General features: G+C 66.6%; 20 protein-coding genes. 1 reads left to right on the plus strand and 19 read right to left on the minus strand.

The window, feature by feature from the left end:
- Positions 1–2: 2 nt before the first annotated feature.
- From ACIQ09_RS02105 to ACIQ09_RS02175, 15 genes are read right to left on the minus strand one after another with little or no spacing between them, the layout of a single operon-like run.
- Positions 3–1,241: a hypothetical protein gene (locus ACIQ09_RS02105; RefSeq protein ID WP_398305384.1), complete on the minus strand. Its 1,239-nt coding sequence runs from the start codon at positions 1,239–1,241 to the stop codon at positions 3–5.
- The gene (locus ACIQ09_RS02110; protein WP_398305387.1) at positions 1,238–3,658 is read right to left on the minus strand and encodes a phage tail protein; all 2,421 of its coding nucleotides are present in this window, start codon (positions 3,656–3,658) and stop codon (positions 1,238–1,240) included. The genes ACIQ09_RS02105 and ACIQ09_RS02110 overlap by 4 nt, the downstream gene beginning before the upstream one ends.
- A complete protein-coding gene (locus tag ACIQ09_RS02115; protein WP_398305390.1) occupies positions 3,658–5,958 on the minus strand; it encodes a putative baseplate assembly protein in 2,301 nt (766 codons plus the stop codon). The genes ACIQ09_RS02110 and ACIQ09_RS02115 overlap by 1 nt, the downstream gene beginning before the upstream one ends.
- Position 5,959: 1 nt before the next feature.
- Complete coding sequence (locus tag ACIQ09_RS02120; RefSeq protein WP_398305393.1) at positions 5,960–6,349, minus strand: GPW/gp25 family protein; 390 nt, start codon at positions 6,347–6,349, stop codon at positions 5,960–5,962.
- Positions 6,346–8,868 (minus strand): hypothetical protein, encoded by a 2,523-nt coding sequence (locus tag ACIQ09_RS02125; protein WP_398305396.1) that lies wholly within the window; start codon positions 8,866–8,868, stop codon positions 6,346–6,348. Before ACIQ09_RS02125 ends, ACIQ09_RS02120 begins: the two co-directional genes overlap by 4 nt.
- Positions 8,862–9,560, minus strand: coding sequence for a phage baseplate assembly protein V (locus tag ACIQ09_RS02130; protein ID WP_398305399.1), 699 nt, complete (start codon positions 9,558–9,560; stop codon positions 8,862–8,864). The genes ACIQ09_RS02125 and ACIQ09_RS02130 overlap by 7 nt, the downstream gene beginning before the upstream one ends.
- Complete coding sequence (locus ACIQ09_RS02135; RefSeq protein WP_398305402.1) at positions 9,557–10,639, minus strand: phage late control D family protein; 1,083 nt, start codon at positions 10,637–10,639, stop codon at positions 9,557–9,559. The genes ACIQ09_RS02130 and ACIQ09_RS02135 overlap by 4 nt, the downstream gene beginning before the upstream one ends.
- Complete coding sequence (locus tag ACIQ09_RS02140; RefSeq protein WP_398305405.1) at positions 10,636–10,830, minus strand: hypothetical protein; 195 nt, start codon at positions 10,828–10,830, stop codon at positions 10,636–10,638. Before ACIQ09_RS02140 ends, ACIQ09_RS02135 begins: the two co-directional genes overlap by 4 nt.
- A gap of 2 nt (positions 10,831–10,832) precedes the next feature.
- Positions 10,833–12,095, minus strand: coding sequence for a hypothetical protein (locus ACIQ09_RS02145; protein WP_324462214.1), 1,263 nt, complete (start codon positions 12,093–12,095; stop codon positions 10,833–10,835).
- Entirely contained in the window at positions 12,092–12,574 is a 483-nt protein-coding gene (locus ACIQ09_RS02150; RefSeq protein ID WP_296404829.1) for a phage tail protein, read from the minus strand. Before ACIQ09_RS02150 ends, ACIQ09_RS02145 begins: the two co-directional genes overlap by 4 nt.
- The gene (locus tag ACIQ09_RS02155; RefSeq protein WP_398305410.1) at positions 12,574–14,655 is read right to left on the minus strand and encodes a phage tail sheath family protein; all 2,082 of its coding nucleotides are present in this window, start codon (positions 14,653–14,655) and stop codon (positions 12,574–12,576) included. The genes ACIQ09_RS02150 and ACIQ09_RS02155 overlap by 1 nt, the downstream gene beginning before the upstream one ends.
- A gap of 27 nt (positions 14,656–14,682) precedes the next feature.
- Complete coding sequence (locus tag ACIQ09_RS02160) at positions 14,683–15,138, minus strand: phage tail protein (protein WP_296404825.1); 456 nt, start codon at positions 15,136–15,138, stop codon at positions 14,683–14,685.
- A 46-nt stretch (positions 15,139–15,184) separates the two neighbouring features.
- On the minus strand, positions 15,185–17,026 hold the full coding sequence (locus tag ACIQ09_RS02165; protein WP_398305414.1) for a phage tail sheath family protein: 1,842 nt from the start codon (positions 17,024–17,026) through the stop codon (positions 15,185–15,187).
- A gap of 18 nt (positions 17,027–17,044) precedes the next feature.
- Positions 17,045–17,899: a hypothetical protein gene (locus ACIQ09_RS02170; RefSeq protein ID WP_398305417.1), complete on the minus strand. Its 855-nt coding sequence runs from the start codon at positions 17,897–17,899 to the stop codon at positions 17,045–17,047.
- Positions 17,899–18,465, minus strand: coding sequence for a DUF4255 domain-containing protein (locus tag ACIQ09_RS02175; protein ID WP_398305420.1), 567 nt, complete (start codon positions 18,463–18,465; stop codon positions 17,899–17,901). Before ACIQ09_RS02175 ends, ACIQ09_RS02170 begins: the two co-directional genes overlap by 1 nt.
- Before the next feature lie 334 nt (positions 18,466–18,799).
- Between ACIQ09_RS02175 and ACIQ09_RS02180 the strand changes: the two genes are divergently transcribed.
- Positions 18,800–19,369, plus strand: coding sequence for a hypothetical protein (locus ACIQ09_RS02180; RefSeq protein WP_398305423.1), 570 nt, complete (start codon positions 18,800–18,802; stop codon positions 19,367–19,369).
- 260 nt (positions 19,370–19,629) lie between these two features.
- Here the strand turns inward: ACIQ09_RS02180 and ACIQ09_RS02185 are convergent, their stop codons facing one another.
- The 4 genes from ACIQ09_RS02185 to ACIQ09_RS02200 all read right to left on the minus strand — a co-directional run bounded on the left by ACIQ09_RS02185 (position 19,630) and on the right by ACIQ09_RS02200 (position 25,222).
- Complete coding sequence (locus tag ACIQ09_RS02185) at positions 19,630–20,484, minus strand: TIGR02391 family protein (protein ID WP_398305426.1); 855 nt, start codon at positions 20,482–20,484, stop codon at positions 19,630–19,632.
- Between the two features lie 226 nt (positions 20,485–20,710).
- Positions 20,711–22,993 (minus strand): hypothetical protein, encoded by a 2,283-nt coding sequence (locus tag ACIQ09_RS02190; protein WP_398305429.1) that lies wholly within the window; start codon positions 22,991–22,993, stop codon positions 20,711–20,713.
- Complete coding sequence (locus ACIQ09_RS02195) at positions 22,990–24,186, minus strand: hypothetical protein (RefSeq protein WP_398305432.1); 1,197 nt, start codon at positions 24,184–24,186, stop codon at positions 22,990–22,992. The genes ACIQ09_RS02190 and ACIQ09_RS02195 overlap by 4 nt, the downstream gene beginning before the upstream one ends.
- Before the next feature lie 325 nt (positions 24,187–24,511).
- Positions 24,512–25,222, minus strand: a complete 711-nt coding sequence (locus ACIQ09_RS02200) for an NYN domain-containing protein (RefSeq protein ID WP_398305435.1) — start codon at positions 25,220–25,222, stop codon at positions 24,512–24,514.
- Positions 25,223–25,249: the final 27 nt, after the last annotated feature.

Consider the following 25,249-nt stretch of genomic DNA (forward strand, 5'->3'; position numbering starts at 1 on the left):
GCTCAGGCGGTGGTGGGGTGGAGGGTGAACAGGCAGGCGTCGCGGCCCGTGCCCGGGGGGACGACCTCGCCGATGGCGCCCGCCAGGGGCTGTCCGCCCATGTCGAGGATGGCCTCTGCTCCCGTGCCCAGCAGGCACACCTGGATGGGTGCCCCTGCCTGCAGGACTTCGTCGACCACCAGGGCGAGGCCGGTGGCGGAAGGGGTCTGGCCGGCGATGGCAACCGGCTGCCACTTCTGGTTGGCCTCATCGAAGCGCAGTATGCGCACCGATCCGGGTCCCAGACTGGCGGGCATCAGGGGGCGGGTGGTGACGAGGTCGAGGAAACTGCGGGCCGCATCGGCGCCTTCGCCGGCCCGACTCTGCAGCTTGCCGACCTGGAAGGGTGACGGGGCGCCGGCGGCTTCGAGGCGGATGCCCAGGGCCAGATCGGCCACCGCCTGCACCGCCGGCAGCAGGGCGCGCACGCTGTTGTCGATGCTGCCGAAGAGCTTCACCCGTTCCACCGGGTTGCCCACCGGTTCCAGGTCGAGCACGGCGAGGAGCAGGGGCGCGTCGTCGGCGCCGCTCCACAGCCGGGCGGGGGGCGGCGTGTCGGGGTTGATGATGTGTTCGAGGAGGCGGGTGCGGGTGTCGGCCGGCGGGTTGGGCCGGGTGGTGATGTCGCGGATGGGCAGGCTGGTGAGGTCCGGGGCCGTGGCCTCCAGGCACAGGCGGTAGCCATCCAGCACCCGCGACGGGGCCAGGCCGGCGTCCTGGCCGGAGCAGGGCTGGGTGATGGCCGGCACCTGCTCGGTCAGGCAGGCCCGGTAGCGCAGCACCACGTAGACCCGGCGGCGGGGATTGTCCGCCGTGACCTCGACGCCCGGGGCCGGCGGAGGCGCCGCCAGGTCGGCCCAGAAGCGCGTGGCGGCCAGCCCGGTGATGTCCAGGCAGACCTTCTGGGGCACGTACACCTCGCGGCCCAGGGGGTCGATGGCGAGGCCGGTGTCGCAGGTGAGGGTGAGAGATGTCTCGTTCTCCTGGCTGCCCACCTTGAGCCCCCACACCGTGCCATAGCCGTGCAGGGCGGCGTTGTGCAGGCGGCTGCGCAGCAGGAAGTAGCGCTGCTCGGCGGTGAAGTCCTCCGCCCCGAGGAGCTGGCCGTAGCTGTAGCGCAGCCGGGTGAAGGGATCGCCCGGGGTGGCCGGATCGGGATCGTCGAGGGGGATGAAGGTCTCGGCGGCAGTGGGGGTGCTCATGGCGATGCCTCCCATGGGTTCATGGGTTTGAAATACGGGTAGCGGTCTTCGCGACGGCCACGGTGGAGGGTGGTGAAGGTGGATAGCACTGCGCTGCCAAGCACGGCGGGTTCGGCCTTGTCCACCGGCCCCAGGTGGGACACGCCCACCAGGCTGGCGCTGCCGACACGGAAGCCGGCATCCAGCCAGCACAGGCGGTGCAGGGTGTGGGCCGGCTTGCTGGTCTCGATGGCCAGCTCCAGCACGGCGGCCAGGGTGCTGCAGCGCGCCCGCGGCACTATCACCGTGAAGCGATGGGCGTGACGGCGGTAGAAGGCCAGCAGGGCGTCGTCGGGCAGGGGGTCGTCCGGGTCGCGGGCCGGGCAGGGGCTGTCCTGGGTGGCGCGACGCAGCATCAGTGCCGCATGGGCGCCGGCCAGTTCCTGTTCCCAGTCCTCCAGGCCGGCGGCGTTGAGGGTGCTCTCGCTGCCACCCAGTTCGAGGGCCGGCCCGATCAGGGCGCTGCCCAGGAAGGCGGCGGTGGGCCGGCGCAGGCGGAAGCCCTCGATGATCTGCACCGGGGCTTCGGCGAGGATGGAGAGCAGGCGCGCCAGGCCGGGCACGGTGCCGCGGGCCCGGTACAGCTCGGCCATGTGCAGCAGCAGCTCGCGGCGTACCCCTTCGCGCACCCGCGTATCGAAGCTCAGGGCCAGGAAGCTGCCCAGCCAGGGCAGGGCCTCGGCGGGCACCAGGCGCGGGTCGATGAGCTGGGGCAGCACGTCGATGCGCTGGTCCATCTCGGTCATCCAGCCTTCGAAGAGGGCCAGGGCGCGCTCGGTGGCGTCGGCGGCGGCCGGGTCGGAGCGCCAGTAGGCGGGCAGGTAATCGAGCAGGGACGGGCGTGGGAAGGTGGCGCGCAGGGCGAACAGGCTGGGCCCCTGGCGCCGGGTGCCGGCAAGGCGCACGCGCAGCCACAGGTAGCGGCCGGGGGGCGCGGTGAGCAGGTATTCGAGGGTGCGCATGCCGGCCGGCAGCGCTGCGGCGGGCTGGCGGGCGGCGGCCAGGGGGTCTTCGGACGGGCGCTCGCCGACGCTCCCGGCAAAGGCCACGTCGGCCCGGGCCGGGCGTCGGTCGGCCACCCCGAGGGGCACCCAGCCTTCGGCCTCGTCATCCACCACCGAACCCAGGGGCGGCCAGGGGTCGTCGATGGGGGCCGGGCGGGTGTCGCCCACCCGGTCGGCGGGGAGGCGGGCGCGGCGGCGGATCTCGAAGGGTGGCAGGTCATCGGCGCTGCGGGCTTCGATGTGCACGGCACAGTCGGCCGGCAGGCACAGATCCACGAAGAGGCGGTGCCACTGGCAGCCGAAGATGCCGGAGTCCAGCGCCCAGGTTTCAACCACCCCGCTGCCGGCCAGGTCGGCCTCGCGGGGGTAGAGGGGGCGGGCACCGGCGGCGGTGCTGGCCATCACCCGGACGCCATCGCAGCCCTGCTGGGTGTCCTGCTCCAGCCACAGGGCGCGGCCGTCGAAGCTGCGCACGGCAAAGCCGCGCTCGGCCTCCACGCTGTCGGGGCGCAGGGTGTACTCGCGGAAGAGCGTGGGCAGCGGGTCGCCCGGGCGGTGGGCAAGCTCCCCCACCACCAGCCGGTCGGCGGCGGTGAGGATCATGGGCAGCGGTGCCGTGGCCATGGGCAGGGTGTGCAGCACGGCACCCCCCGGCCCGACGCGGAACAATTGCCATTTGTCGGGGCCGCCTTCGACCAGGGCCACGGCCTCGGGCCAGGCCGGGTTGGCGGTGAGGGCGACGATGCGCCGGCCCGCGATGGCCGGTGGCATGTAGCCGTGCCAGGCGCCGCCCCAGGGCTGCACCAGCAGCCGCGGCTCGGCCCGGTCGGCGACCACCAGGCCAAAGGCGCTGCAGGCGAAGGCGCCTGGGTCGATGCCCGGCGGCAAGGGCACGACGGAGAGCACGCGCAGGTCCGGGGCCAGCAGGATCAGGCGCCGCCCGGCCCGGTCGAGCAGCCAGCAACGGCCGGCCGGGTCGAGGGCGATGGCGTCGGGCGCGGCGGGAGCCGGGGCAGGGCCGACGGGGGCGAACTCCAGGCCGGGGGTCGGGGCCGGGGTGTCGGCGACCGGCGTCGGCAGGGGGAGCCAGCCGGCCGGGGTGAGCAGGCTCAGGGGTTTGCTGGGGGTGGCGACGATCACCTGCTGCGCACCGCAGTGGTCCGGCGCACAGGGCAGGACCACGGCCGTGCCGAGGCGGGCCTGCCAGGCGGCGTAGTCGGCCGGGCTGATGGGTGCGGCGGGCGCGGCGTCACCGGCCGTGGCGGCCGTTGCCAGCACCACGGCGGCGGGGGTGCCCTCGATGCGCGTGCCGACGTGATCGCAGCGCTCCCACATGGGGCGCCCGGTCAGATGGGCGAAGCGCGGGCCGCTCATCAGCAGGCCTCCTTGCCCACGGGCACCGGCATGCCGGCGAGGGGAGGCGCTTCGGCTTCCTCATCCAGCGGCGGCAGTTCTTCGGCGGTGGCGTCGGCGCCGATGCTGACCTTCACCTCCAGCAGCACCGGCAACTGCCATGGCAGCAGGGTGACGCTTTCCTCCACCGGGCTGCGCACGCCGGTGCGGCTGATTTCCTCGCCCACCACCCGTACTTCATTGACCAGCCGCACGCCCTGCACCCGCAGGGTGGCGGCTTCGATGTCCCGGTCGCGCACGTCGCGGCCGAAGGGCCAGCCCTGGCCGTCGGGGCCATAGGGCGGCAGCGGGGCGAGGTGCTGGCGCAGGGCCAGTTCGATGTGGCGGCGCAGGGTCTCTTCGCCGGCGCCGGCCTCCGGCTCGACGGCCACCGAGCAGGACAGGCGCACGTACTGGGGCGGGGTGATGTAGAGCTCGGTGGTGACCAGCCGGCGGGGCTCCATCCAGGCGCACACCCGGCGCAGCATCTCCTTGTCGGGGGTGGGCTGATCGGGCTGCAGGGGGTCGTAGGCGGGCAGCACGATCAGGGTCACCACGCCAGGTACGCCGTCCACCCGCTCGTGGGGCTTGTGGCGGGGCAGCACGTGGGCGCGGCCCACCTGCACGCCGGGGGTTTCCAGGGCGAGGTTGGCGAAGTCGTCACTGGCCACGGCCCGGTCGTTGTGGCGCAGCACCTCGGGGATGCGCGCGCTGGCCTGGGGCAGGGTCTCGGCGTCGGCGCCGAACTCGGCCGGCAGCGGGTTGGCGGCCTTCAGGGCCAGGGCGGCGGCGGGGGCGGCGCGGAACACCCGGTTGATGCGCTCGGCGCCCACATTGCCGCGCACGCCGCCACCATATTTGTAGGTGAGGCAGCGGATGGCCTCGCCCGGCAGGGGGATGCGGCCGTGGATGCCATCGCCAAAGGTGACGCTGCCATCGGCGGGGTCGAGGGTGTAGAAGGGGTCGTCCGGACCGGCCAGGGCCAGGTCTTCCACCACCTGCCAGTTTTCCCAGCCGAGGGGGCCGAAGACCTGCACCTGCGGGCTGCCGGGGATGACCGGGGTACGCGACAGGGTGTGGCGCTGGCCGGTGCGGCCGTCGCCGTAGCCCAGCAGCTCGGCGGCGGTGGTGATGGCCTGCTCGACGCGGACCACGTTGGCGTCGATCCAGCGCAGGCGGACGGGCGGGTGGCTGGGGTCGGCACGGCTGACGCGGATCCAGCCCAGCACCCGCTCGGCGAGCTTGGCGTTGTCGATGCGCGGGGGCAGTTCGCCAATGCCCAGCAGGTCGGGGTCGGGCGGGGTGAAGCTGGCGGCGGTCCAGTCGCCGAAGGGCTCGGCGCTGCCGGTGGCATCGGGCAGGCGCAGGCGCAGGGTGCCGCGGCGGCCCAGGCTGTCGGTACTGTCGGCGATCACGGCGAGGCGCTGGTAGCGCACCCGGTCCACGTGCTGGGTGGTGCCCGTGAAGCTGCCGGTGGAGATCTCCCAGCGCAGGGGCCAGCGCTCGGGGTCGGTGCCGGCGTCGGGGCAGCGGTGGTGGTCGGTGCTGCCGCACAGGGCGTCGTCACTGCGCACGCCCAGGTTGAGCACCTGCCCGCCAAGCTGGGCACGCAGGGCCTTGCGGGCAGCGGCGGCGTCGTTGCCGTTGGCCTTGAGGGCGTCGGCCATGGCGGTCTCCGGGGCCGCCAGGCACAGCCAGATGCGGCCGTCCAGGCTGGCCCCGGTGGAAATGGGCGCGGGCAGCCGGCCACCCTTGGGCGCTTCCAGCGGGATGGGCCGGTACTGGGCCAGGGCCGGTGCGCTGCCCATGTGATCGACGAGCAGGGTGCTGACGTTCTCGATGCCACCGGCGAGCAGCGGGCCGGAATAGGGCTGCTTGACCCAGGCGCTGAGCTCCAGGGGCAGGACGGTGATCTCGTCGAGGGTCTGGTAGTGGACGTCGCCGGCGGTGAACTCGAGGGTCGGGCTGCCGACCGCAAAATCCACCGGCACCGGGGCAATGCCCCGGCGGGCTTCCAGGCGCACCATGGCCTGGGCGGCCCGCGCCGGCCGTGGCGGAATGGCCAGCAGGCGCAGGAACTCCAGGCGCGCCACCTCGGGTACACGGTTGAGGCGGTAGAGGACGTTGTCGCCGAGGGCGGCAAACAGCTCCACCAGGGCGATGCCCGGGTCGGAGGCGTTGTGGTCGGTCCATTCCGGCGCGTGGGTCGGGATGCGGCGGATCAGCTCGGCACGCAGGTCGTCGAAGGCGCGGTCGTCGAGGCGGGGAGGTTGGATGGCCATGTCAGGCACCCCCGTTCAGGTAGAAGGGGAACACCAGGTTCTGCGCGCCCGGTTCGCCGAGGATTTCGTAGCGGATGGCGATGCGCAGCACGGTGGCTTCCCGCGGGTCGGTATTCACGGCAACGGACTCGACGCGGATGCGGGCTTCGTCCCGGGCCAGGGCTTCGCTGACGGCGGCCCGGATGCGGGTGCGCAGTTCGAGGCTGTTGGGGGCAAACAGAAAACGCCGCAGGCCCACGCCGAAGTTGGGGCGGGCAATGCGCTCGCCGGGTTCGGTGAGGAGGATGGTGCGGATGGACTGTTCCACCGCCGCCGCACCGGAGATCCAGCCGAAGCCGTCGCCGGTGACCAGCGGAAAGCGCAATCCCTGGCCGAGCTTGTCTGTGCTCATGGTCCCCTCTTGGGAAATGGCAGGCAGAACTTCAGGAACAGCATCCAGCTGAACGAGGGCAGCGTGATCAGCACGGTGAAGATGATCTTGAAGAGGATCAGCGCGCAGATGGTCAGCACGGGGATGCCGAAGTTGCAGATCATGCCAATGCCGAAATCGCGGCGCGTGTCGGCCATGTCGGCGCCGGTGATGACGCCGGAGCCGGGGGGCGCCGCCATGCTGGCAAAGGGCTTGGCCCGGGCCCGGGCGATGCGCGGGATGTCGCGCAGCAGCTTGGGGATGTCGGGCATCTGGATGCTGGCCGGGCGGGCGCCGAGGAGGTCGGTGGGGTCGGCGATGGAGAAGGGCTCGCTGCGCCGGGTCCACACAATGCGCTCGGGCTCGCAGGGGGTGTGACCAGCGACGCGCACCCAGGCCCAGGCGGCGTAGAGGTGTTCGGCATCAAAGCGCAGGCGCGGCAGGGCATCGCCGCTGCGGGCTTCGGGCAGGGCCAGGCGTTCAGGCTCGGCGGTATAGCGGGCCGCGGCGGCGGTGCGGAAGGCGGCCAGCACGGTGCCCGCCACCCGGATGCCGGGCAGCACCAGCAGGCCGCAGGGGGGCTGTTCGTTGAGGCTGAGCTGGGCCGCGCCCAGGGACAGGCCGGCGCGCAGGCCGGCCACGGCGGTGCCCAACTCGGTCTCGATGATCTCGATACGGGCATTGAGCTGATCCACCGCGCCATTGCCAGCGCCGGCCAGGCCGTCGTCGAAGCGGGCGTAGATCTTTGCGATGGCCTCGCCGTGGGCGTGGGCATCGAGAATCCACTGGGCCGGCAGGGTCACCGGCGGCCACGGCGGGGTGGCCTGGATGTCGCCCCGGGCGGCCTCCTGGGCGAGCAGGGTCTCGGACAGCTCGGCCAGGGCGGCGAGGCCCATCTGACGCTTGCCGTCGGCGGCCACGGCTTTCAGGTCGGCGGCCAGGGTATCGTTGTAGAGCGCGTGGTTGAGGCGCGCGGCCAGGCACAGGCGGCAGCCGCGCAGGCGCAGCAGGGCCATCACCACCACCACCGCCAGGTGGTCGGTGCCCACCAGGCCGGCGTTGCCCTGGGCCGGAGGCGGCAGGGCGGTGCCGGCGAGCCAGGCATCCATCAACTGATGCAGGCGCTGGCGCAGCAGGGTGTCCCAGGCGTTGTTACCGGCGCCGCTCAACCAGACGGCGGCTGCAGTGGCCTGGACGCCGGCGCTGACGCCGGGCAGGTTGTTGAACAGGCCGGGCGCGCTGGCCGTGTCCGCGGCCGTGCTGGCGGCCCACAGATCGGTGCCGCTGCGCACGTTGCCGGCGATGTCGGCGTCGTCGGTGGCGGCCGCGGTGACGGTCTGCCACAGCCGGGCCAGGGCCTCCAGCAGGGCCTTGTCGATGGTGTGGGCGAGGGTGTTGCCCACCTGGCCAAGCCCGCCGGGGGCGGTGGCGATCAGGTTGTCGGCGATGGCGGTGACAGCGGCCTGGGCAGGCCGTGCCGGCAGCACGGTGGCGTCGAGCAGGCTGCGCAGGTGGGGCAGGGCGGCATTGCGCAGATCGACGGCGCCCTGGAAAAGGGTGTCGAGGCGGGCCTGGGTGTGCTGGCTCAGCGCGGTGGCGACAGCCGCGGCCGTGTCGCCGGCCCGCTGCTCGGTGGGGATCTCACGAGCGGCGCTGAACACCGGCAGGTAGCCGTACAGGGTGCAGTGGTCGGCGGCTTTGCCGGCGTCGGGGGGCAGCAGGGAAAGGGGCGCGCCAAGGAGGCCCAGGGGTGGCAGCTGGTCTGCGGCGCCCAGGTCGAGCAGGGTGCGCAGGCGCAGCTCCAACGTGGCGCTGGGGGCGGGCAGCTTTGCCGGGTCCACCGCGGCACCGGCGGCACCGGTCTGCAGGTCGGTGGGCAGCAGGGGCAGCCAGGCGCCGTGCCGTTCATCGACGGCGATCCAGTCTTCCCAGCGTTCCGGGGTGCCGGCCGGGCCAGCGACGAAGCGGCGGATCACCGCGCCGCTGCCCTTGATGCGTTTTCGGTCAACCCGCGGCCAGCCGGCGGCGGCGCAGACCACGTCGAAGCTGATGAGGTTGAAGCGCTCGTGCAGGGGCAGATAGAGCTTGCGCAGCCACGGGGGCGTGGCGGCCTTTTCGGCGGCGACGAGGCCGTGGGGGATGCCGTCGGCGTCCATGGCCGGGCCGCTGGAGGCTTCGATGTCGGTGCTGCCGGGCACGCGCCGGGCCAGGCTGGCCGTGGCGTAGCGGGCCTGCCCATGGGCATCCACCAGCCCGGCCGGCGGCTCGGACCAGTCGCGCCAGGGCAGCAGCCGGGGCAGGGTCGGGCGCTTGCCGGCGGCCGTCGCCAGGAAGTCGTCCATGAAGCTGTCGCTCTCGAAGGACAGGAGGCGCGGCGCTGCTTCGGTGGGCACCTGGGCGAGGTCGCGCAGGAAGAAGGGCTCGGTGGCCAGCAGCCGCTCCCGCGAGGGGGCGCGGTTGGCCGGAACGAGGAGGCGCCTGCCCGTGGCCCGGCTCACCATATGTTCCCCACGCCCGGTGTGTAGCTGGGGGAGACCACGCTGTTGGTGATCACCGCGTCGGCCTTCACCACCCCCGAGAAGGTGGACATGGCCGCATTGACGGTGACCATGGCCGCCGTGACCTCCAGCCCCGCCGGAGCCTGCACGGTGACGCGCACGTTGGCCGTGATCTCGATGTTGCCCACCACGTCGATCTTCACCTGGGCGCCGTTGGAGTGGGTCAGGGTGACGGTGCCGCCGGCCGCGTCGTCGAGGGTGAAGGTATGGCCGCCGTTGGTCTTGAGCTCCACCTTTTCGGTACCGGCGGTGTCGTCGAAGGTGAGGGTGTGGCCGCTGCGGGAGGTGATGGAGCGGATGTTGTTGGCGCTGTCCATGCTCTCGGGGGGCGTATCGACACCGTTCCACAGGGCACCGATGACCACCGGGCGGCGCGGGTCGCCGGCGGTGAAGGCCACCAGCACCTCGTCGTCCACTTCGGGGATGAACCAGGTGCCCCGGTCGGCGCCGGCCATCAGGGTGGCCAGGCGGGCCCAGGCCAGGGCGCTGCCGCCGTCGCTCTCCTCGACGAAGGGCAGGCGGATCTGCACGCGGCCCTGGCTGTCCGGGTCCTGCACGTCGGTGACGATGGCGGGGTAGACGCCGTAAAGGCGCGGGCGCTCACCGGCGGGTGCGGAGCTGGCGCCGGGAATCATGCGGACTCTCCCAGGTTGGGCCGCTGGGCCTCGAATTCGGTGCGGTAGCCTTCCACCTGATCGAAGCGGTGGGTGACGGCGGTGACCAGGTAGGTGCCGGCAAACCAGGGGCCCAGATCGACCAGCTCCACCTTCGAGCCCACATGCAGTTGCGGCGTGCCGCGGGTCACGCCGAGCCCGCGCAGGAAGCGCCGGGCGCGGCGGCGCAGGGCAGCTTCGGCCAGGCTGCGGGCCTCGGCGCCGGTGGCGGGGGCTTCCAGGTGGAGGTCGTCGGCGGCGTTGGCGAACACTCGGGTGACGATCTCGGGGCCGAGGCGGCCAGGGCCGGCCTCGGGGCGGATGGCGTCGGCGCCGGCGCTTTCGTGGATGGCCTCCTTGGCGGCCACGTCGTAGCCGTGCACGCGCACCTCGCCGCGCTGGTGGGCCAGGTCGGCAAGTACGGTGAAGCGGATCAGCTCGTTCTCGCGGCTCAGGCGGATGGGGGTGTCGGTGAGGGCCGAGGCTTCGTTGATATGCACGGTGCCATCGCGCAGGGCGATCAGGGCGTCGCCGCTGCGGCTGCGCAGGGCGGTGAGTTCATCTTCGTTCACCTGCAGCAGGGCCACGTGGCTGGCGCCGCTGCGCCCGGCATCGGGGCTGAGGCCGGCCTCGGAGAGGATGCGACCGGCAATGTCGCCGTCGCTCTGGTTTTCCGAGAGGCGGGTGCGGCGGCGGTAACGCAGACCGGCGAGGGCATCTTCGGCCAGCAGGGTCAGCTCCGGTGGGCGCAGCTCCGGGTAGGCGGCGCCGATGCCCGTGATGAGGCCATCGAAGACGGTCAGTTCGTCGCCCGTGGTGCTGAAGGCGATGGCCAGGCGCTTGCCGAAGTCAATGTCGGCCGTATCGAAATGCACGTAATCCACGGGCTGGCCGGGTTCGCGGCTGCCCCAGTTGAGGAAGATTGCTTCCAGGGAGGCGACGCCGGCCGCGTCGGCACGGGCTTCGAGGCGGATCAGGTCGGCCTCAAGGCGCTCGGCACGCCGCCCGTCCACCTTGATCTGCGGGCGGCCGCTGGCGAGGAAAGGCGCGCTTGAAGTCATGGACAGTCGCTCCGATGGCGCTGCTGGCGTTCGAGCTCTTCGGCCACCAGGGCGCGGACGAGGGCGCGGAGGTCTTCCATGCGCACTTCGAAGGGGGCGTCGTCGGCCGTGGCGCCACTGCCCGCTTCGGCCGTGCTGCCCCCCGGCAGGGTTTCGATGGTGGTGGAGACTTCGCCGATGGAGACGGGCATGCTCAGCCTCCGCAGCAGCGCCGACAGCCGCAGCCGCCGCAACTGCAGGTGGAGTGATTGGCGTGGCCGGCGTGGGCATGGGCCGCGGCCGCCGGGGTGGGGGTGGCGGGCAGGCTCTCCCAGCGGGGGCGGCGTTCGCCCGCGGCCCTCTCGATGGGGGTGCCCCGGGTGGCAAACAGGGGGCTGCCGGCCGGCGGGCTGCGCCGTAGGGCCAGGGGCGGGCTGCCGCGCACGGGCAGGGGGGCATTGCCGGCGGAGGCGGATGCACCACCGCCCTGCGCGGGCAGGGGTGCGATGGCACCGGCCGCCCGCTGGCTGCTCACCGCGGCGGCCAACCCGGCGGCGCTGCTGCCGGGGGCGGGGCCGTCGGGCGCCCAGGGGTTGGGGGTGACACCGGCCGCGGCAAGGCCGGGGGAGGGCTTGGGAACTGTCAGCCCGCTACGCCCCAGGTCGCCCGATGTGCCCAGGGCCGCGGGGCCGAACAGGTCGATGGCCGCCGAGGCGTCCAGGTGGATACCGGCGCCCACCGCCATGCCGATGTCGGCCGAGGCGCCCAGGCTGGCCGACAAGCCCACCTGGGCCGACAGGCTCACGTCCAGGTTTACGTCCAGGCTGGCGGACAGCTCGAAACCGGCCGAGAGATCAAAGCCCGCGCCACCGTTGGCCCCGCCCCCCAGCAGGCTGTCGGCGCCAGCCGCGCTGGCCTGGCTGCGGGCATCGCTGGCGGCCTGCTCCACGGCCTGACGGCGCTGGGCAGCGTCGCTGGCATTCACCTCGTAGCGGAACTCCTGCTCGGTGAGGGTCAGCTGCACCTTGGAGCGCAGGGGCACGCCGCTGGGGCTGAAGTATTCAAACACCTCCTGGTGGGACGAGATCACCCCGTTGAAGATCAGCGTGCCCCAGCGGAACTGCACCCGCCGCGGCGCCTGCTCCTTGCCGCTGCCGTAGGTCTGCACCAGGTCGGCGATGGGCTTGGTGCGCACGCGCACGTCGAGCATCTCTTCGCCGCCACCCTCGCCGGTGTCGTCGTCCCGCGGGCGGGTGGAGTCGAAGACGCACTCGAAGGACAGGGTGGCCTTGGACGAGCCGACGTTCTGCACCTGCTGGCGGCCCTTGCGGCCCTTGTCCTTCTGCTCGCCGCCGGACACCTTGAGGGTCAGGGTCTCGGGGTTGAAGTCGAGGGGGATGATCCGGCCTTCCTCGGTGTTCTTGCCCCCCGCATCGAAGGGCACGAGCCTGGCGCGGCAGAACTGGGCAGTGCTCATACCGCCTCCCTGCTCAGTCCTTCATGGACGATGTGCAGCTCTTCGAGGGGCACTTCGCGGGCGTTGCCGGCGTTGAGGTCGGCGGACTTCACCTTGGTGACGATGCCGTTCTCGAAGCGCCACACCCCCGCATCGGGGGCGCTGCTGTCGGCCTGCAGCACGCGGATGGTGCCGGACACATAGGGCAGCGGAAAGGTGCCGTCGATGCAGCGCTGTACCCAGGTCCAGAAGGCCGGGTCGAGGGACAGGCCGCGTTTGAGGATCAGGGGCGGGTTGGTGGTCTTGCCCACGAGCTGGCGAGCGCCCCGGTTGTAGCCGCCTTCGCGCAGGCTTACGGGTTCGAGGGTGATCTCCAGGCCCTGCACCTCCGAGAAGGCGCCCTTGCGACTGCCCAGGGCCAGCCCTTCGTCGCCGCCCAGGCCGGACAGTTCGATATGCACGGCGAAGTTGAAATTGGAGAGCATGGCCGGGTCGGGCATCACTGCACCTCGATGCGCGGGTCGTCCGCGCCGCTGCGGACGAGGCGGAAGACGATGAATTCGGCCGGCACGGCGGGGGCCACGCCCACCTGCATGATGGCCCGGCCGGCGTCCATATCGCCCTGGGTGTGGGTGCGGGCGTCGCAGCGCACGAAGTAGCTGTCGGCGTCGCTGCGGCCGGCCAGGGCGCCGGCATTGAACAGGGCCTTGAGGCGGCGGCGGGCGGTGCCGGCCATGGCCGACCACAGCACCGCGTCGTTGGGTTCGAAGGGTGCCCAGGCCAGGTCGGCGGCGAGCTGGGCCTTGAGCCAGTCGATCAGGCGTCGTACCGACAGGTGGGTCCAGTCCCGCTCCGTGGCGGTGCTGCGGGCGCCGAGGAGCATCAGGCCGCGCTCGGTGCGGCGGATCTCGTCGATGCGCTCTTCAAACAGGAAGCCGGGCTCCGGCAGGCCGGCGTCGTCGGCGCGGGCAAAGGTGCCGAGCACCGGGCGATTGGCCGGCGCGGCCCATACCCCGGTGTCGTTTTCGACCTGGGCGGTGATGCCGCAGGCGGCGGCCGAGGGGGGCACGGTGGCGGCGTTGCCGTCCGCATCTACCCGCAGCCACGGGGTGTACAGGGCGGCGCGGGGGCTGGCCACGCCGTGGCGCCAGGCCACCACGTCACCGGCACGCAGGCCGGGGGGCAGGTCGAGCAGGGCGATGCGGGTGTCGCGGGCCTCGCAGTCGGCCACCAGGCGGCGCTGGTAGTCCTGCAGCTCCGCCGCATCAAAGCCCAGGCGTGGCCAGTCGAAGGCATTGGCGGTGCGCTCGGCCTGACCCCGGCTGCACTGGGGGGCAAAGCACAACTCGTCGGGCAGGGCCGGCGGTACGGTGAGGGCCTCGGGGGGCGTGGGGTGGAGCAGGTCGGGCATGCTCACCAGGGCAACCGGCTCGAAGGGGCGGGCCTGGTCCCACACGCTCAGGGCATCCAGGGCCGGCGGGCGGGCGTTGAAGGCGACGAAGCGGTGGTCGGCGTCCTCGATGGCATCGGCCAGGGCCATGCTGGTGCCCTCGAAAAAGTGATTGCGCCCGGTGCTGGCGGTGGCATCGCGGCCCTGGCGGGACGGCGGCATCTCGGCGGCGGACAGCAGCAGACCGGCCGGCGCGGCAAACAGCGCCCGGCTGGGCAGCAGCCAGGCATCGGCCAACTGCAGGCTGGGGCGCAGGAAGTCGGAGCCCCACGGGTCGTCGGCGCTGCCCCAGCGGCGGTCGGCCTCATAGACCGGGTCTTCGGGGTTGGCGGTGTCGGTGCGCGGCGGCAGCAGGGCTTCGGCGGCGGCGCGGCGGCCCAGCAGGCGCGGCAGGAAGCGCGGGTGGCTGGGGTGCAGGGCGGCGTCGTCCCAGCTCTCGACCAGCTTGCCGTCCAGGAAGACGTCGAGCCGCAGGGTGAGTTCGACGGCGGCGGCAAGCAGCTCGGGGTCGAGGAAGGGGTTGGTGGGCGTGGGCACCAGGATGGGCTGGCGGGCGGCATCCAGGTCCACCCGGAAGAAGCGGCTGCTCGGCGTGGCGCCCGGGCCGCTGGCGCGTCGGGTGAGGCGCAGGGTGGCGCCGACGGCGGGGCGGTCGGGCGGGATGCGCAGGGCCTTGGTGACCGGGTCCACCCCCAGGGCGATGGGGCGCTGGATGAGCTGGCAGCGCACTTGCAGGCGGTTGCCCCAGCTGCCCGGGTTACGGGCGGCCAGGCGCACCTGCTTGCGGGAGTTGCCGCGCACGGCCTTCAGCCCGGGCAGCAGCAGGCGCGTGGTGCGCACATTGACGTGGTCGACACAACGCACCACCACGCAGCGTCGGCCGCCGTTGGCGAAGAACAGGCGCACCGCCAGGGGCAGCTTGAGCCCCGGCAGGGCGCGCCCGAAGGCGGCCTCGAACTGGCGGGCGTCGTCGATGACCACCGGGGTGTTCACCGGCCCGCGTTCGGCCAGCCCGATCAGCGCGGCCACGTCCAGGCGCACCCGCGCCCGGGAGGCCACGGCAGGTTTCTCCTCGTAGATGCCGGGCGGCAGACCGGGACGCCACAGGCTGCCAAGCAGCGCGACGCTCATGGGGTGGGTCTCAGTTCAGGCCTGGAATCACTCGAACTCAAGGTCTTCGCAGACCAGGGTGAGTTCTTCCATGGCCACGTCGGAGGCACCCTTGGCGGCCAGGGTCGGGCCTGTCCATTTGGAGGGGCGGGCGTTGATGAGCTTCCACTGGGCCACGGTGCTGGCCCGGTCTTCGCTCATCAGCTCGATCACCACGGTGGCCCGGGCTTCCATGTTGCCGCGGCGCACCTGGTTGACCCAGTTCCACAGGTCGAGGGAGGCGATCATGCCGCGCTTGAGGGTCACGTCGCCGGCCTTGTACATCAGCGGCACCTTGCGCGGACGGTTGAAGGCATCGGTGCCTTCCCGGTAGTCGGCGTGGGTGATCTCGGTGGACAGCCCCGAGACATCCGAGAAGCCGCCGCGAAACTCGCCACCGCTGGCAGGGTTGATGGTGACCTTGAAATTGAACGGGCCGTAGGGGTCTTCACGCAGAGTGGCCATTGCCGGTCTCCTTTGAGGATGCAGTTATCGACGGGAGGGCGGGCGCTTAGATGATGGAAGCGTCGGCGGTCCATTGACCGATGCGGAAGATCACGAACTCGGCCGGCTTGGTGGGTGCGACGCCGATCAGGCACACCAGACGGCCGTTGTCGAGATCGGACTGGCTCATGGTGGTGCGGTCGCAACGCACGAAGTAGGCGTCTTCGGGGCGCGAGCCGAGCAGGGCGCCGGTGCGCCACACGTCGTACAGGAAGCCCTCGATGGTGAGGCGGATCTTGAGCCACAGCTCTTCGTTGTTGGGCTCGAACACTGCCCACTGGGTGCTGCGGTCGATGGAGTGTTCCAGGTAGATGAACAGCCGGCGGACGTTGATGTAGGTCCATTCCGGGTCGGAGCTGATGGTGCGGGCGCCCCACACCCGGTAGCCGCGGCCCTCGAAGAAGCGCAGGCAGTTGACGCCTTCCGGGTTGAGCACGTCCTGCTCGCCCTTGTTCACATTGCGCGAGAAGCGCAGCACTCCGCGCACCGTCTCGTTGGCCGGCGCCTTGTGCACGCCGCGCTCGATGTCGCTGCGGGCGTAGATGCCGGCCATGGCGCCTTCGGGCGAGTAGAGCACGGTTTCGCGGGCACTGCCGGGCATGGTGGCGACCAGCCAAGGGTAGTAGATGGCGGCGTACTTCGAGTCGTGCTGGCCGCGCACCTGGCGGATGGTGGCTTGGTCTGCGTCCCGCGGGCCGGCGAGGATGGCGAAGCGGTAGCGCAGGTTTTCGCAGTGGCTCACGAGGGCGTCGCGCACGGCCTGATCGATGGGCGAGGCGAGGGCGGCGGAGCCCGGCGCGGCAACGATGGCGATGTCCTCGATCTCGCCCAGGGCGGCCAGGCCGGTGGCCTCGTGGCCGCTGCCACCGCCACTGAAGGCGGCGCTGTCGGGGGAGATGCCGTCACTGCCGTTGGCCAGGGTGAGGGGCGAGGCGGCCACCAGGCTGGTGAGCAGGTCGCGGGCGAAGGTGGTGCGCTGGGCTGCCACCGTGGGCAGGGCGGCCACGGCGTCGAAGTAGATGCGCTGGCTGCGGTCGGCGGGGGGCTCGATGCCGGCGTCCGGGTCTTCGTGGCGCAGGATGCGGCCCACGAAGAGATCGGAATCCGGGTGGGGCGAGAGGCGCTGGATCTGCTCGCTGCGGGTGCCCGTGGAGCCGTCCAGGTTAGGGCCGATGCTGAAGTCGAGGGTGATCTTTTGTACCGCGGCGAGGGCTGCGCCGTTGAGGTCGAGGTTGCCGCCGGCGTTGGTGAGCAGCGGGTTGCCGGCCGCATCGAAGCTGACGCTGAAGATGTTGGCCGCGGTGACCGCGTTGGCTCCGGCGGCATCCACCCGGCTCTCCTTGAGGGCGCCGGCCTCCACCACGTCGCCCAGGCGCAGGCCCATCACCCGGCGGCTGCCCGCCGCGCCCGTGAGCAGGTTGCCGCTGCGGGTGGCGTTGACGCGCACCACCACGTTGCCGGCCCGCCCCGGAAAGCGGGCACGCAGGAAGCGATTGACCCCCTGCACCGATATTGCCGGGCTCACCGAGCGGCTGGCCGCCAGCGAGCTGCCCCCGGTGGGGGTGAAGATGCGCGACACATACACCCGCTTGCCGCCGTTCTCGAAGAACAGGCGCACCGCGTGGGCGAGCTGGTTGGGGGTGGGCACGCCGCCCAGCAGCAGGTCATCGCCGTCGCCGAACAGGCGCTGGAACTCCTCAAAGCCGGTAACCAGTGACGGCAGCCCGGCGGTGGGGCCAAAGCGGGTCTGGCCGACGAAGCCGGCGGTGGAGGTCGCCACGCCCTCGATGGACTTGGCGCGGAAGCTGGTTTCTTCGACGTAAACTCCCGGAGCGAGGTATTCAGGCATTTCGAGCCTCCATCATGGCTAGGGTAACAACTCGATATCCAGCCGGACTTTTCTGCCGACTGAAACCGAAACGGGCGGATTCTGGCCGCCGACCTGCGGGTGCAGGGCGCCGCCAGCGTCGCGCAGTTGAAAGCCCCGCAGCAGGAACAGCGCATTGCGCTCGGCCGCCGAGAGCCCGAAAACATTGGTCGGCTGACCGGCGAGAAAGCCCTGTGCTGCCAGCGCCGCGGCCAGTGCCGGGCGTGGGGCGAACACCGTCAGGGCGCGGTTAAAGTCGCGGAGCGGCGGGTTGACGCCCCGGTCGATCACCTCGAAGGGCAGCACCAGCAGAAAGCTGCCGTCCGGCCCGCTCAGGGTGCTCACCGTGTCGGCGGCGCCGTTGCGTACCGTGGCGAGGCTGAGCAGCGCGCCGGGCACTGCACGGCTGCCGTCGCGCAGCACGCCCCACACCGCGGTGGTGGCGGGCGGCAGGCCCATGGCCAGGCCGGGGCGCAGATCCACGGTGGGGTAAGCCGGCGGCGGCACCGCGGGGGGCGCCTCGGCTGCTTCGAGGGCGGCCTTGAGTGCAGAGCGGTCGGGCACCAGGGCGCTGATGGCCTGGGGCTGGTAGCGGCCGGCGGGGTCGTCGATCTCGATGCGCGCGTCGCCCGACGGAATGTTCAGAAAGCCGTAAAGGCCGGTGGATTCGTGCCACAAAGGGCGCTCGGCCTGCCCGGCCACCCGCACCCGCAAGCCGGGCAGGGCCGCCAGGCTCGGGTCGGCGCCGGTGGTGAGATAGCGCCGGATGCGCACCGCCAGCACGCCAACCGCGCTGACCCTGTCGGGAGAGTGGCGGGCGGCCCAGGCCAGGGGCGTGTCGGCGGGGGCAAGCATCAGGGCACCTGGGGCGTGAAGACCAACGTGCGCGAATCGGCAATCGCCGGGTCGGAGCGCTCGCGGGCAGCCAGCCGCGCCGTGCGCACCACATAGGGCACCGACAGCTGGTAGGGCGGCTCCAGGCTGTCCCACAGGCGCAGCATGTCTTCGGTGCTCAGGTGATTCATGGACACCCGCAGGCTGTCCTCGGGCTCCCACGGGTAGGCCGGGTCGAGAAGGGGGCCGGTGATCACCGCGTGGCGATCCAGGATGTCCATGCAGCGGGCCAGCATCACCTGCTCGCCCTCGGCCGCGCGCTGCCCCCAAACGGTAAGCAGATAGTGGAGCTCCAGCCCGAGGGCCTGACGGCGCGGCGCGTTGGGCGCCAGACGCGGCAGATCCACATTGCGCCGGCTCTCGTCCACCTCCACCCGATACAGAAACAAGGACACCCGGTTGACGATGGCGCCGGTGAAATCGCGGGTTGAGGCAAGCAGAACGTTGTAGCCATCCAGGCCACCGGTCGCAACCAACTGGTCTTCAATCAGGCGCCGCAGGGTGGCACTTGTTCCCGCTATAAACATGTCATCGCCTTCCCTCGCATGGCCTTTAGCCGGCACCTGTTTCGATGCCTTGCACCGGACTGATCAGTTTGTCTGTTTATGCATTCAACACTACTTTTGTGAAACTTCAAGGAGGGGATGCAGATAAGGCAAAGCCCAAGTTGGGTATCGTCGCCTGCGGCGCAGGAAGCGCAGCCGAGAACAGCGCCAGAAAAGCGTTTCAAGGCTTACGGAATGTCAGCGTGATCCGGCAAACCGAGCCCACCGACAACTTCTGCTCATGCAGTCAAGCACATGGGATAGGGCAAATCAAGGCGCTTCCGGCAATCCCGCAAGCAAGGCCGCGCAGGCAGACATGGAACGGTGGCGCCGCCTCGGCTATCCTCCCGGCTCACCGTTTCAGGCAGCTCCCATGGACAAGTACGAACAATTCGAAATCGAACAGCGCACCCTCATGCGCGCCCTGGAAACCGACGGCCCCAGCGAAGCCCTCGCCGCCCGCCTCAAAGCCCTGTACCGCGACGCCGGCGTCGTCATCGCCCTGGGCCCGTCCCGCGCCGTGCCAAGAGACGACGACCGGCCCGCCGACGAAGCCGACTTCGACACTGAACTCGACGCCAGCCCCGACGCCATGCCCATGGCCGACGACCGGGACATGGACTACTACATCCGCGCCCTCGACAGCGGCGCCCTCACCCCCATCTTCGCCCACGCCCCCTGGGGCGAAGTGAGCCTGCGCTACGAAGCCCTGGTGATGGACGACAAAGTCTGCCCCGGCCTCCGCGCCTGCTGGACCGACCCGCTGGCGTTTCTTGCGGAGGGGAAGGCGGATGAGGGGTTCAATGCGCGGATTGAAAACATGGTGGGCGCGTTTGGGCGGATGGTGTCGGCGGAGTGGTGGAGGTGGCAGGTTAGGGTGGTGTGAGGGGGGTGAGAGAGAGGGGCTGTTGGCCGATCGGCGCCGACTGAGTGACAGCATTGCTGCCGACAGCTACCGCACGGCGCTCAGTGCCGTCGAACGACTTGTCTCCGATCCGTTGAATTGGTGGCGTCGACTGATTGACGTCGGTCACGACTAGGAAAGAGCTTCCGCTTAACATTTAGAGTATCCGGACGCGGGAGCCGTTGTGCTAATGGACCCTGGAAGCAGCGTACTTGCGGACAATTCGACGAACCAATTGCTTATCAGCCATTGCCGCGTTCAAGCTCAGGTCCAATATTTGGTACTGCCTCGGATTCAAGCTTGAAAAGGTGATTGAGCAGCAGAAACTCACTCAACAAAGACGTCATATCCTCACTCATCTCGCGATGTGCCCTTGGATTTCGATGAGCCATGTAGGCGCCAGTGAAGAGATTAACCCTACCGACGAGCTCGCTTTGCTGAACTCCGTGCCAAGTTAGCTTCGCTCCCTCTCCTTGAAACGCCTGACTGAAGAGTTTCGCTCCGTGCTCCTGTGACTCTGTACGTTTACGGACGGTGTCCTCCAACCGTCGAAAACCCTGCAGGAGTGCATCATTAGGTTCTTCGAGAAAACGAAGTGCTAGGTCAGATATGCGGACGTTAATTATATAGAACGGCAAAACGGCAGGAAATTTACTCCAATGATCTCCCAGGGACTTGGCCGAACCCGTTGCATCGTAAATGTAGTCGTGGATGCGTACTGGGCGTACAGGTTGAGCCGCATTAATGGTCTCTAGGTCCTGCACTGTCAGGCATGAGGCGTCGAGGCGATCAAGAACGGCTCGCTCAACGTCAACTTCCTCAATATCGACACCATGTTCCAAAAGTAGCTGCAGTGCCCGTGCCAACGCTCTTGGCCCTTCGCCACCATACCCCGATGCAAAACCACCTTTTACGGCCACCTTGTCATGCTCGCCAACTACCAGAAGAAAGGAGTGATTATGGTTGTTGGTGAGTAACTTCGCGGTGCTTATATGGTCGTTGTACTGAAGCATTCGTTGAATAGCTTGCACGCATGTTTCCGAGATTCCGGGCAGTCCAGCATACTGAATACCAGCGAGCGAATTTATTTCAATCATGTAACAAAGACCTTTCTGGATCGGAGGGTGATCGTGTCCTGTGCTTCCCGCACGCACTTCGTGGGGCTCCCAGAAGGCCGGCGACGTTCCGACAGGGAGCGTGAGCCATTCCTCGGCTAGTTGGCCAAAGTAGCCTTCGAAAGTGCTCGTAGCATGCGGCGAGTTACGCTGCGGAACAGACGCTCCACGTTGTTTACGACTCATAGAGCGACTTAAGTCGCTAAAGTCAATTGTCCTCAATATATTTCGCAATAGTTTTGCATGAATCGGTGGCAACCATAGATCTTTCGACAGCAGAACACACCTCTGCGAGGTGATCGTCATGCAATGTCATTCGGCCAGTAGCGAGGGCCAACAAGAACTCAGGTAACCCATCGCCATCACTTCCTCGGCTAACCGAGGCTTGGGCAATAATGATATCTGCCATGTTGCGTGACAACTCTTTATCGCAATTTTTGTACCCTAATTCTCGATCTCGAGCCGCACGCAGAATTGCAGATTGAATCACCGCATCGTTGAATCGGCTGAAGTTTTCGGGCGATATAACGGATCGTTCATGGGACCTATAAGTCAGTCGCCTGCCCGAAATTCCGTTTCTCAAGCTATGTAACACGGCAGCGATTGCGAAGTACACGTCCGCCTGAGAAATCTCGCGCGCACCGGAAAATACGTCGATAAGAGTAAAGTCCGGTCGTACTCGTAACGCATGACCTTTAGGCGAGTCCCAGAACAGCCTTTCGAATAGTCCATTCCTTGGAGCCGATTCTAGAAACGCGATGCGCTCGGCTATCTCACATGGAACATCGAGATTTTGTAGTTCCGACCACTCTACTACCCGCCGCAGCGTATTGAGCTCGAATTTCCAACTATTGACCGGGCTGCACTCAGGCAGGTCTAACTCTACGATCGTGTAGAGGTTGAAAGTATCTGGACCATGCTCTCCGAAAGAGATAGAGGATTTCACTGCACCTCTTTCAGCCGCGCTAGTATTCCGGAAAAAAGTTGCAATGTAAGTTGTGTTGCCAGCAGGCTGAACGGTCCTCAAGTCCCGATTAATCCCCATAATCTCATGCGCATCAGCCAAACACGATGTAACAACTAGAGTCGCAGTTCCGCGCCCCTCTGGGTGCTCTCGTAATTTCGAGGCCGTAAGTATGTCTGGAGTCCGCTTTAGCCCATGCGCCAGGAGTTCTGCCGCGATTTCAGCTAGCTGCTTTGAGTAGGGATAATTTGTATGAACGATGCGCTCAAGGTGGATGGGAGCTCCGCGCTTCATCAGCGCTGCAATCCTTTGCTTGAGACGCTCAATTGTGTCTGGAAGCTTGGCCTCAGATGCATTCGCTAAGCCATCAGGTGCTCTGTCGGACGTTTGAAATATCGGTTCAATGTCGATAAAAAATTCCGCGTCTCTCCCTCCGATGTTTCTAAATACTTTGAATATCCCGAATCCGGAGTACTTGTCTATCAAATCCTTCTGTGTTTTATCAAGATCATTGAGCTTAATGAGAATAGGTTCAACTCTTGGGGGCTCAGGAGAGAACTGATCTCCAGCCAACTGAACCGGAAAAGAGAGCTCCGCGCAATAAGGGCAATCGCGCGATTCATACTGGGCGATTTCTTGGTACCGTGTCTTGCTGGTAGTTACGCTACCTAGGTCGCACAGGACGTTACGAGCCGAATCGTCCTTTGATCCTAAGTAAAATAGCGTGATTACGTGGTCACGAGATGCCCCGCAACGTACCATTTTCTCTTCTAGTGATCCTGATGTTGACGCGGATATCAAATAAAGTGTGTCTTGATCAAGCCTCGTTCTTCTGCTTTCCAATCCTTCATAGGAGCCGAAAGAATGGACGACAGGTACCGCCCCCTTTTTGCCGTATAGACAGTATTGATACGCAAGCTCTGTGGCCACTACCGCAATCCCAGTCGTGTCAACGGAAATGGAATCAACGTTCTTGTTGAAAACATAGGGGAAAAGCCAAAAGCAAAGCTCATTTGAGGCACATGGATCCTCAAAAACATTTGATGTCCGAAGGAATTCGGTTACATGCTTTCCCGATGGTTTGACGTAGTGAAATCCTTTTGGCGATTTAATTAATCCGTTGGTACGGTGAAATAGTTCGTGCAAAATATGATTGCGTAGTTTTTCAATGACATCTTGAGAGTTCGCCAACTCATCTCCTTGACCATCCATCAGGATGTGGCAACCTTTGGAGAAAGAAAATGTGAGAAAAAAAACTCCTTTGTCGTCTAAAGTCATGCGCTTCAGGCGATTCGACAAAACTGCGTCTTTTCTTCCGATGCTATCAATTGTCATTCTCAAGATAGACTCGTGACCGATGATATATACTCTCTGTATGGCTACTCCGGAAGATATGTTGCGCGTGATTAAGTTGTCGATCAATTCTTCGTCAATTTCATCTCGATGCAAGTGTATTGCCAGTGCATTGACGACCTTGGAGCCTTCTGGCAGCCTTAATCGGATAATGGAAACTGTATGAACGCTCACATAGCCTCCAGCGGAATCAAAATCGACACCAAGGTTCCCTCTACAGCTGGGTAATCGCTGGCTCTTTTGGTCAGTTGGCGTTTCCAGTCGTACAAGTCCTCCTTGGGCTTCTGAGATCCGTCGCTCATGACTTGCAGACCCAATTCGCTCAGAACCGCAAAATGTCTTACGCAATGAACGCGATTTGTTCGCACGCGTATCAGGCCTTTTAATTTACGGAGTTCTTGCAAGACTTTCCATAGCCCGTAGCCTCTCCCTATAGCTGAGTCGGAGCTAATCCCCTTTCCAAAACAACGAAGTACCGCATCGTATTGAGCTTGGGGGTCTGGTTTCGAAATCTCATCTTTAAGCCAGGTTGCAGCCAAGCCTGGCCCAGAATCAAAAATCGACAATTCAAGAAACCCAGAGTAACTATTTTCAATTTCTCCAGAGCGAGTAGATCTCTTCTTTGAGTTAAATGTTGCACTGACAAACGAATTTATCGCACCGCTAGCCTCCGGATTCTCAGCAATGCCACGGCGCAAGATTTCGTCTTTGGAGTAGTGCCTAATATAGATCCCTCGCATAGAGTCTCTTAGTATTGCCCCATCCACTGATCTCCGAGCATGATCGTGAGTGTTCTTAAATAGCTCATAGACCACGATCGCAATCGCTGGGACTAAACTTCTGATACCTCGGATAGCTTCCCCTTCGGGACTCAGAGAGGCAATAACACTGCTGATGTATTTGTAAAAATCAGGGGAGTCGACCACCACAGGATCGGCAGAGGACTCATATAGCTGACTTGGCAATCCACGACTGTAGGAGTCTAGGCATGCCAAGAATACTGAGCTCATAATTGGCAGCTGAGGTAAAGCTTCCTGGATGGAGAAAAAATTCCTCTTGAACTGCGCAGAGGCCTGCTTTCCTATCTGATCGATACTTACGTTAGGCAATAGAACAGTCAATAATCCGGGGGCGCTTACACCCAGCTTCATAGTCAGATCGAAATCGTTAGCGTCGGTGCCAGAGAATCGAATTTTTCGAGATGGGCTCCTCCTGATTCTTGTCAAAATCCACTGAAGTAGTGCCGACTCTAAGAATATCTCATGTGAAAGGCCCGCGAACTCCGCAGCATCAAACGTTAGATCATCAGCAGCCCCAGTGTTCTTGAGGTCATCGTCTATCCCATCAATAGTTTTCGGTATATTCATGGATTTCATCGTTAGAACGAAATATGACTACTCAACGTAGAAACCTAAATAGTCAACCATCTGATGTGTTTTTAAGAAGAAGCAGAACGTAAAAGATATGACCTAACCGCAGAACGCAAATGCATATTTTCAATGCGATTTGATTTCAGCAATGACGTCCCCAGGGACTAATTTGCTATAATCGGAAAGTTTAGTTCGCGGCTAATAGAGGCGTTGCAGCCCGACGGAGGCTGCGGGCCAAGAGTTAGCAAACGCAGATTAGCACCCCTTCATCCCTTCACCTCCTGAACCACCCCCACCGAATAGTGCCCTCCATCTGATTTCTTCACCCCCAATAAGTCATACGTCTGCACCATGCCCAACAGCCCTGAGTGGCCGTATTGGATCGGTGAGAAACCGGGGCCATTCGCTTCCGGTAATTCCCCAGTCCGCTCCGGGGCACAAGCCCATCTGCAGTGTTGTTGGCCAGGAGGGCGACGGCTTCAATCACGAATCTCGGCCGTCGCTGGGGCAGAGGCAGGGCCGGCTGCTCGACCGGGGCTTTTGCGGGCTCTCTCGCAGGGCTGCTTTCTTCCTGTTTGGCCGGTGGCGTCCATTCGAAGAACTGGTCGCTGGCGTTGCGCAGGGCGTCGGGGGTTTTCTGCTCGCCGACTACATAAACGGTAGCACCGCGTTCCCGGAGCTTGCGGCACAGGTAGGCAAAGTCAGAGTCGCTGCTGACAAGGCAGAAGCGGTCGGCCCGGTGGTCAAACATGGCTTCCAGGGCGTCGAGGGCTAGGGCGATGTCGGCGGTGTTCTTGCTACTGACGTATTGGTATTGCAGGCAGGGCGTAAAGGCGAGGCGGACCAGGGTGTCCTGCCAGTTCTTGCCAATCAGGGCGCTGTGGTTGCCGTAACCTCGCCGCAGCACGATGCGGCCGAACTGGGCGACGACCTTTAGGGCGTAGTCGAGGATATCCGGATGGCTGTTTTCGCAGTCGACCAATACGGCGACGCGGGAGTCTTGAGTGTTGTTATGGTGGGCGCCGGCAGTCATGAACGAAGCATGACATTTGCGCCGGAC

It is taken from the genome of Zoogloea sp. (genome assembly GCF_044344315.1).
Taxonomy (GTDB): Bacteria; Pseudomonadota; Gammaproteobacteria; order Burkholderiales; family Rhodocyclaceae; genus Zoogloea.

What these genes read in the sequence shown, in the direction of transcription:
- ACIQ09_RS02105 (WP_398305384.1), bottom strand. Translation starts at nt 1,241, where the DNA reads ATGAGCACCCCCACTGCCGCCGAGACCTTCATCCCCCTCGACGATCCC.
- ACIQ09_RS02110 (WP_398305387.1), bottom strand. Translation starts at nt 3,658, where the DNA reads ATGAGCGGCCCGCGCTTCGCCCATCTGACCGGGCGCCCCATGTGGGAG.
- ACIQ09_RS02115 (WP_398305390.1), bottom strand. Translation starts at nt 5,958, where the DNA reads ATGGCCATCCAACCTCCCCGCCTCGACGACCGCGCCTTCGACGACCTG.
- ACIQ09_RS02120 (WP_398305393.1), bottom strand. Translation starts at nt 6,349, where the DNA reads ATGAGCACAGACAAGCTCGGCCAGGGATTGCGCTTTCCGCTGGTCACC.
- ACIQ09_RS02125 (WP_398305396.1), bottom strand. Translation starts at nt 8,868, where the DNA reads ATGGTGAGCCGGGCCACGGGCAGGCGCCTCCTCGTTCCGGCCAACCGC.
- ACIQ09_RS02130 (WP_398305399.1), bottom strand. Translation starts at nt 9,560, where the DNA reads ATGATTCCCGGCGCCAGCTCCGCACCCGCCGGTGAGCGCCCGCGCCTT.
- ACIQ09_RS02135 (WP_398305402.1), bottom strand. Translation starts at nt 10,639, where the DNA reads ATGACTTCAAGCGCGCCTTTCCTCGCCAGCGGCCGCCCGCAGATCAAG.
- ACIQ09_RS02140 (WP_398305405.1), bottom strand. Translation starts at nt 10,830, where the DNA reads ATGCCCGTCTCCATCGGCGAAGTCTCCACCACCATCGAAACCCTGCCG.
- ACIQ09_RS02145 (WP_324462214.1), bottom strand. Translation starts at nt 12,095, where the DNA reads ATGAGCACTGCCCAGTTCTGCCGCGCCAGGCTCGTGCCCTTCGATGCG.
- ACIQ09_RS02150 (WP_296404829.1), bottom strand. Translation starts at nt 12,574, where the DNA reads ATGCCCGACCCGGCCATGCTCTCCAATTTCAACTTCGCCGTGCATATC.
- ACIQ09_RS02155 (WP_398305410.1), bottom strand. Translation starts at nt 14,655, where the DNA reads ATGAGCGTCGCGCTGCTTGGCAGCCTGTGGCGTCCCGGTCTGCCGCCC.
- ACIQ09_RS02160 (WP_296404825.1), bottom strand. Translation starts at nt 15,138, where the DNA reads ATGGCCACTCTGCGTGAAGACCCCTACGGCCCGTTCAATTTCAAGGTC.
- ACIQ09_RS02165 (WP_398305414.1), bottom strand. Translation starts at nt 17,026, where the DNA reads ATGCCTGAATACCTCGCTCCGGGAGTTTACGTCGAAGAAACCAGCTTC.
- ACIQ09_RS02170 (WP_398305417.1), bottom strand. Translation starts at nt 17,899, where the DNA reads ATGCTTGCCCCCGCCGACACGCCCCTGGCCTGGGCCGCCCGCCACTCT.
- ACIQ09_RS02175 (WP_398305420.1), bottom strand. Translation starts at nt 18,465, where the DNA reads ATGTTTATAGCGGGAACAAGTGCCACCCTGCGGCGCCTGATTGAAGAC.
- ACIQ09_RS02180 (WP_398305423.1), top strand. Translation starts at nt 18,800, where the DNA reads ATGGAACGGTGGCGCCGCCTCGGCTATCCTCCCGGCTCACCGTTTCAG.
- ACIQ09_RS02185 (WP_398305426.1), bottom strand. Translation starts at nt 20,484, where the DNA reads ATGATTGAAATAAATTCGCTCGCTGGTATTCAGTATGCTGGACTGCCC.
- ACIQ09_RS02195 (WP_398305432.1), bottom strand. Translation starts at nt 24,186, where the DNA reads ATGAATATACCGAAAACTATTGATGGGATAGACGATGACCTCAAGAAC.
- ACIQ09_RS02200 (WP_398305435.1), bottom strand. Translation starts at nt 25,222, where the DNA reads ATGACTGCCGGCGCCCACCATAACAACACTCAAGACTCCCGCGTCGCC.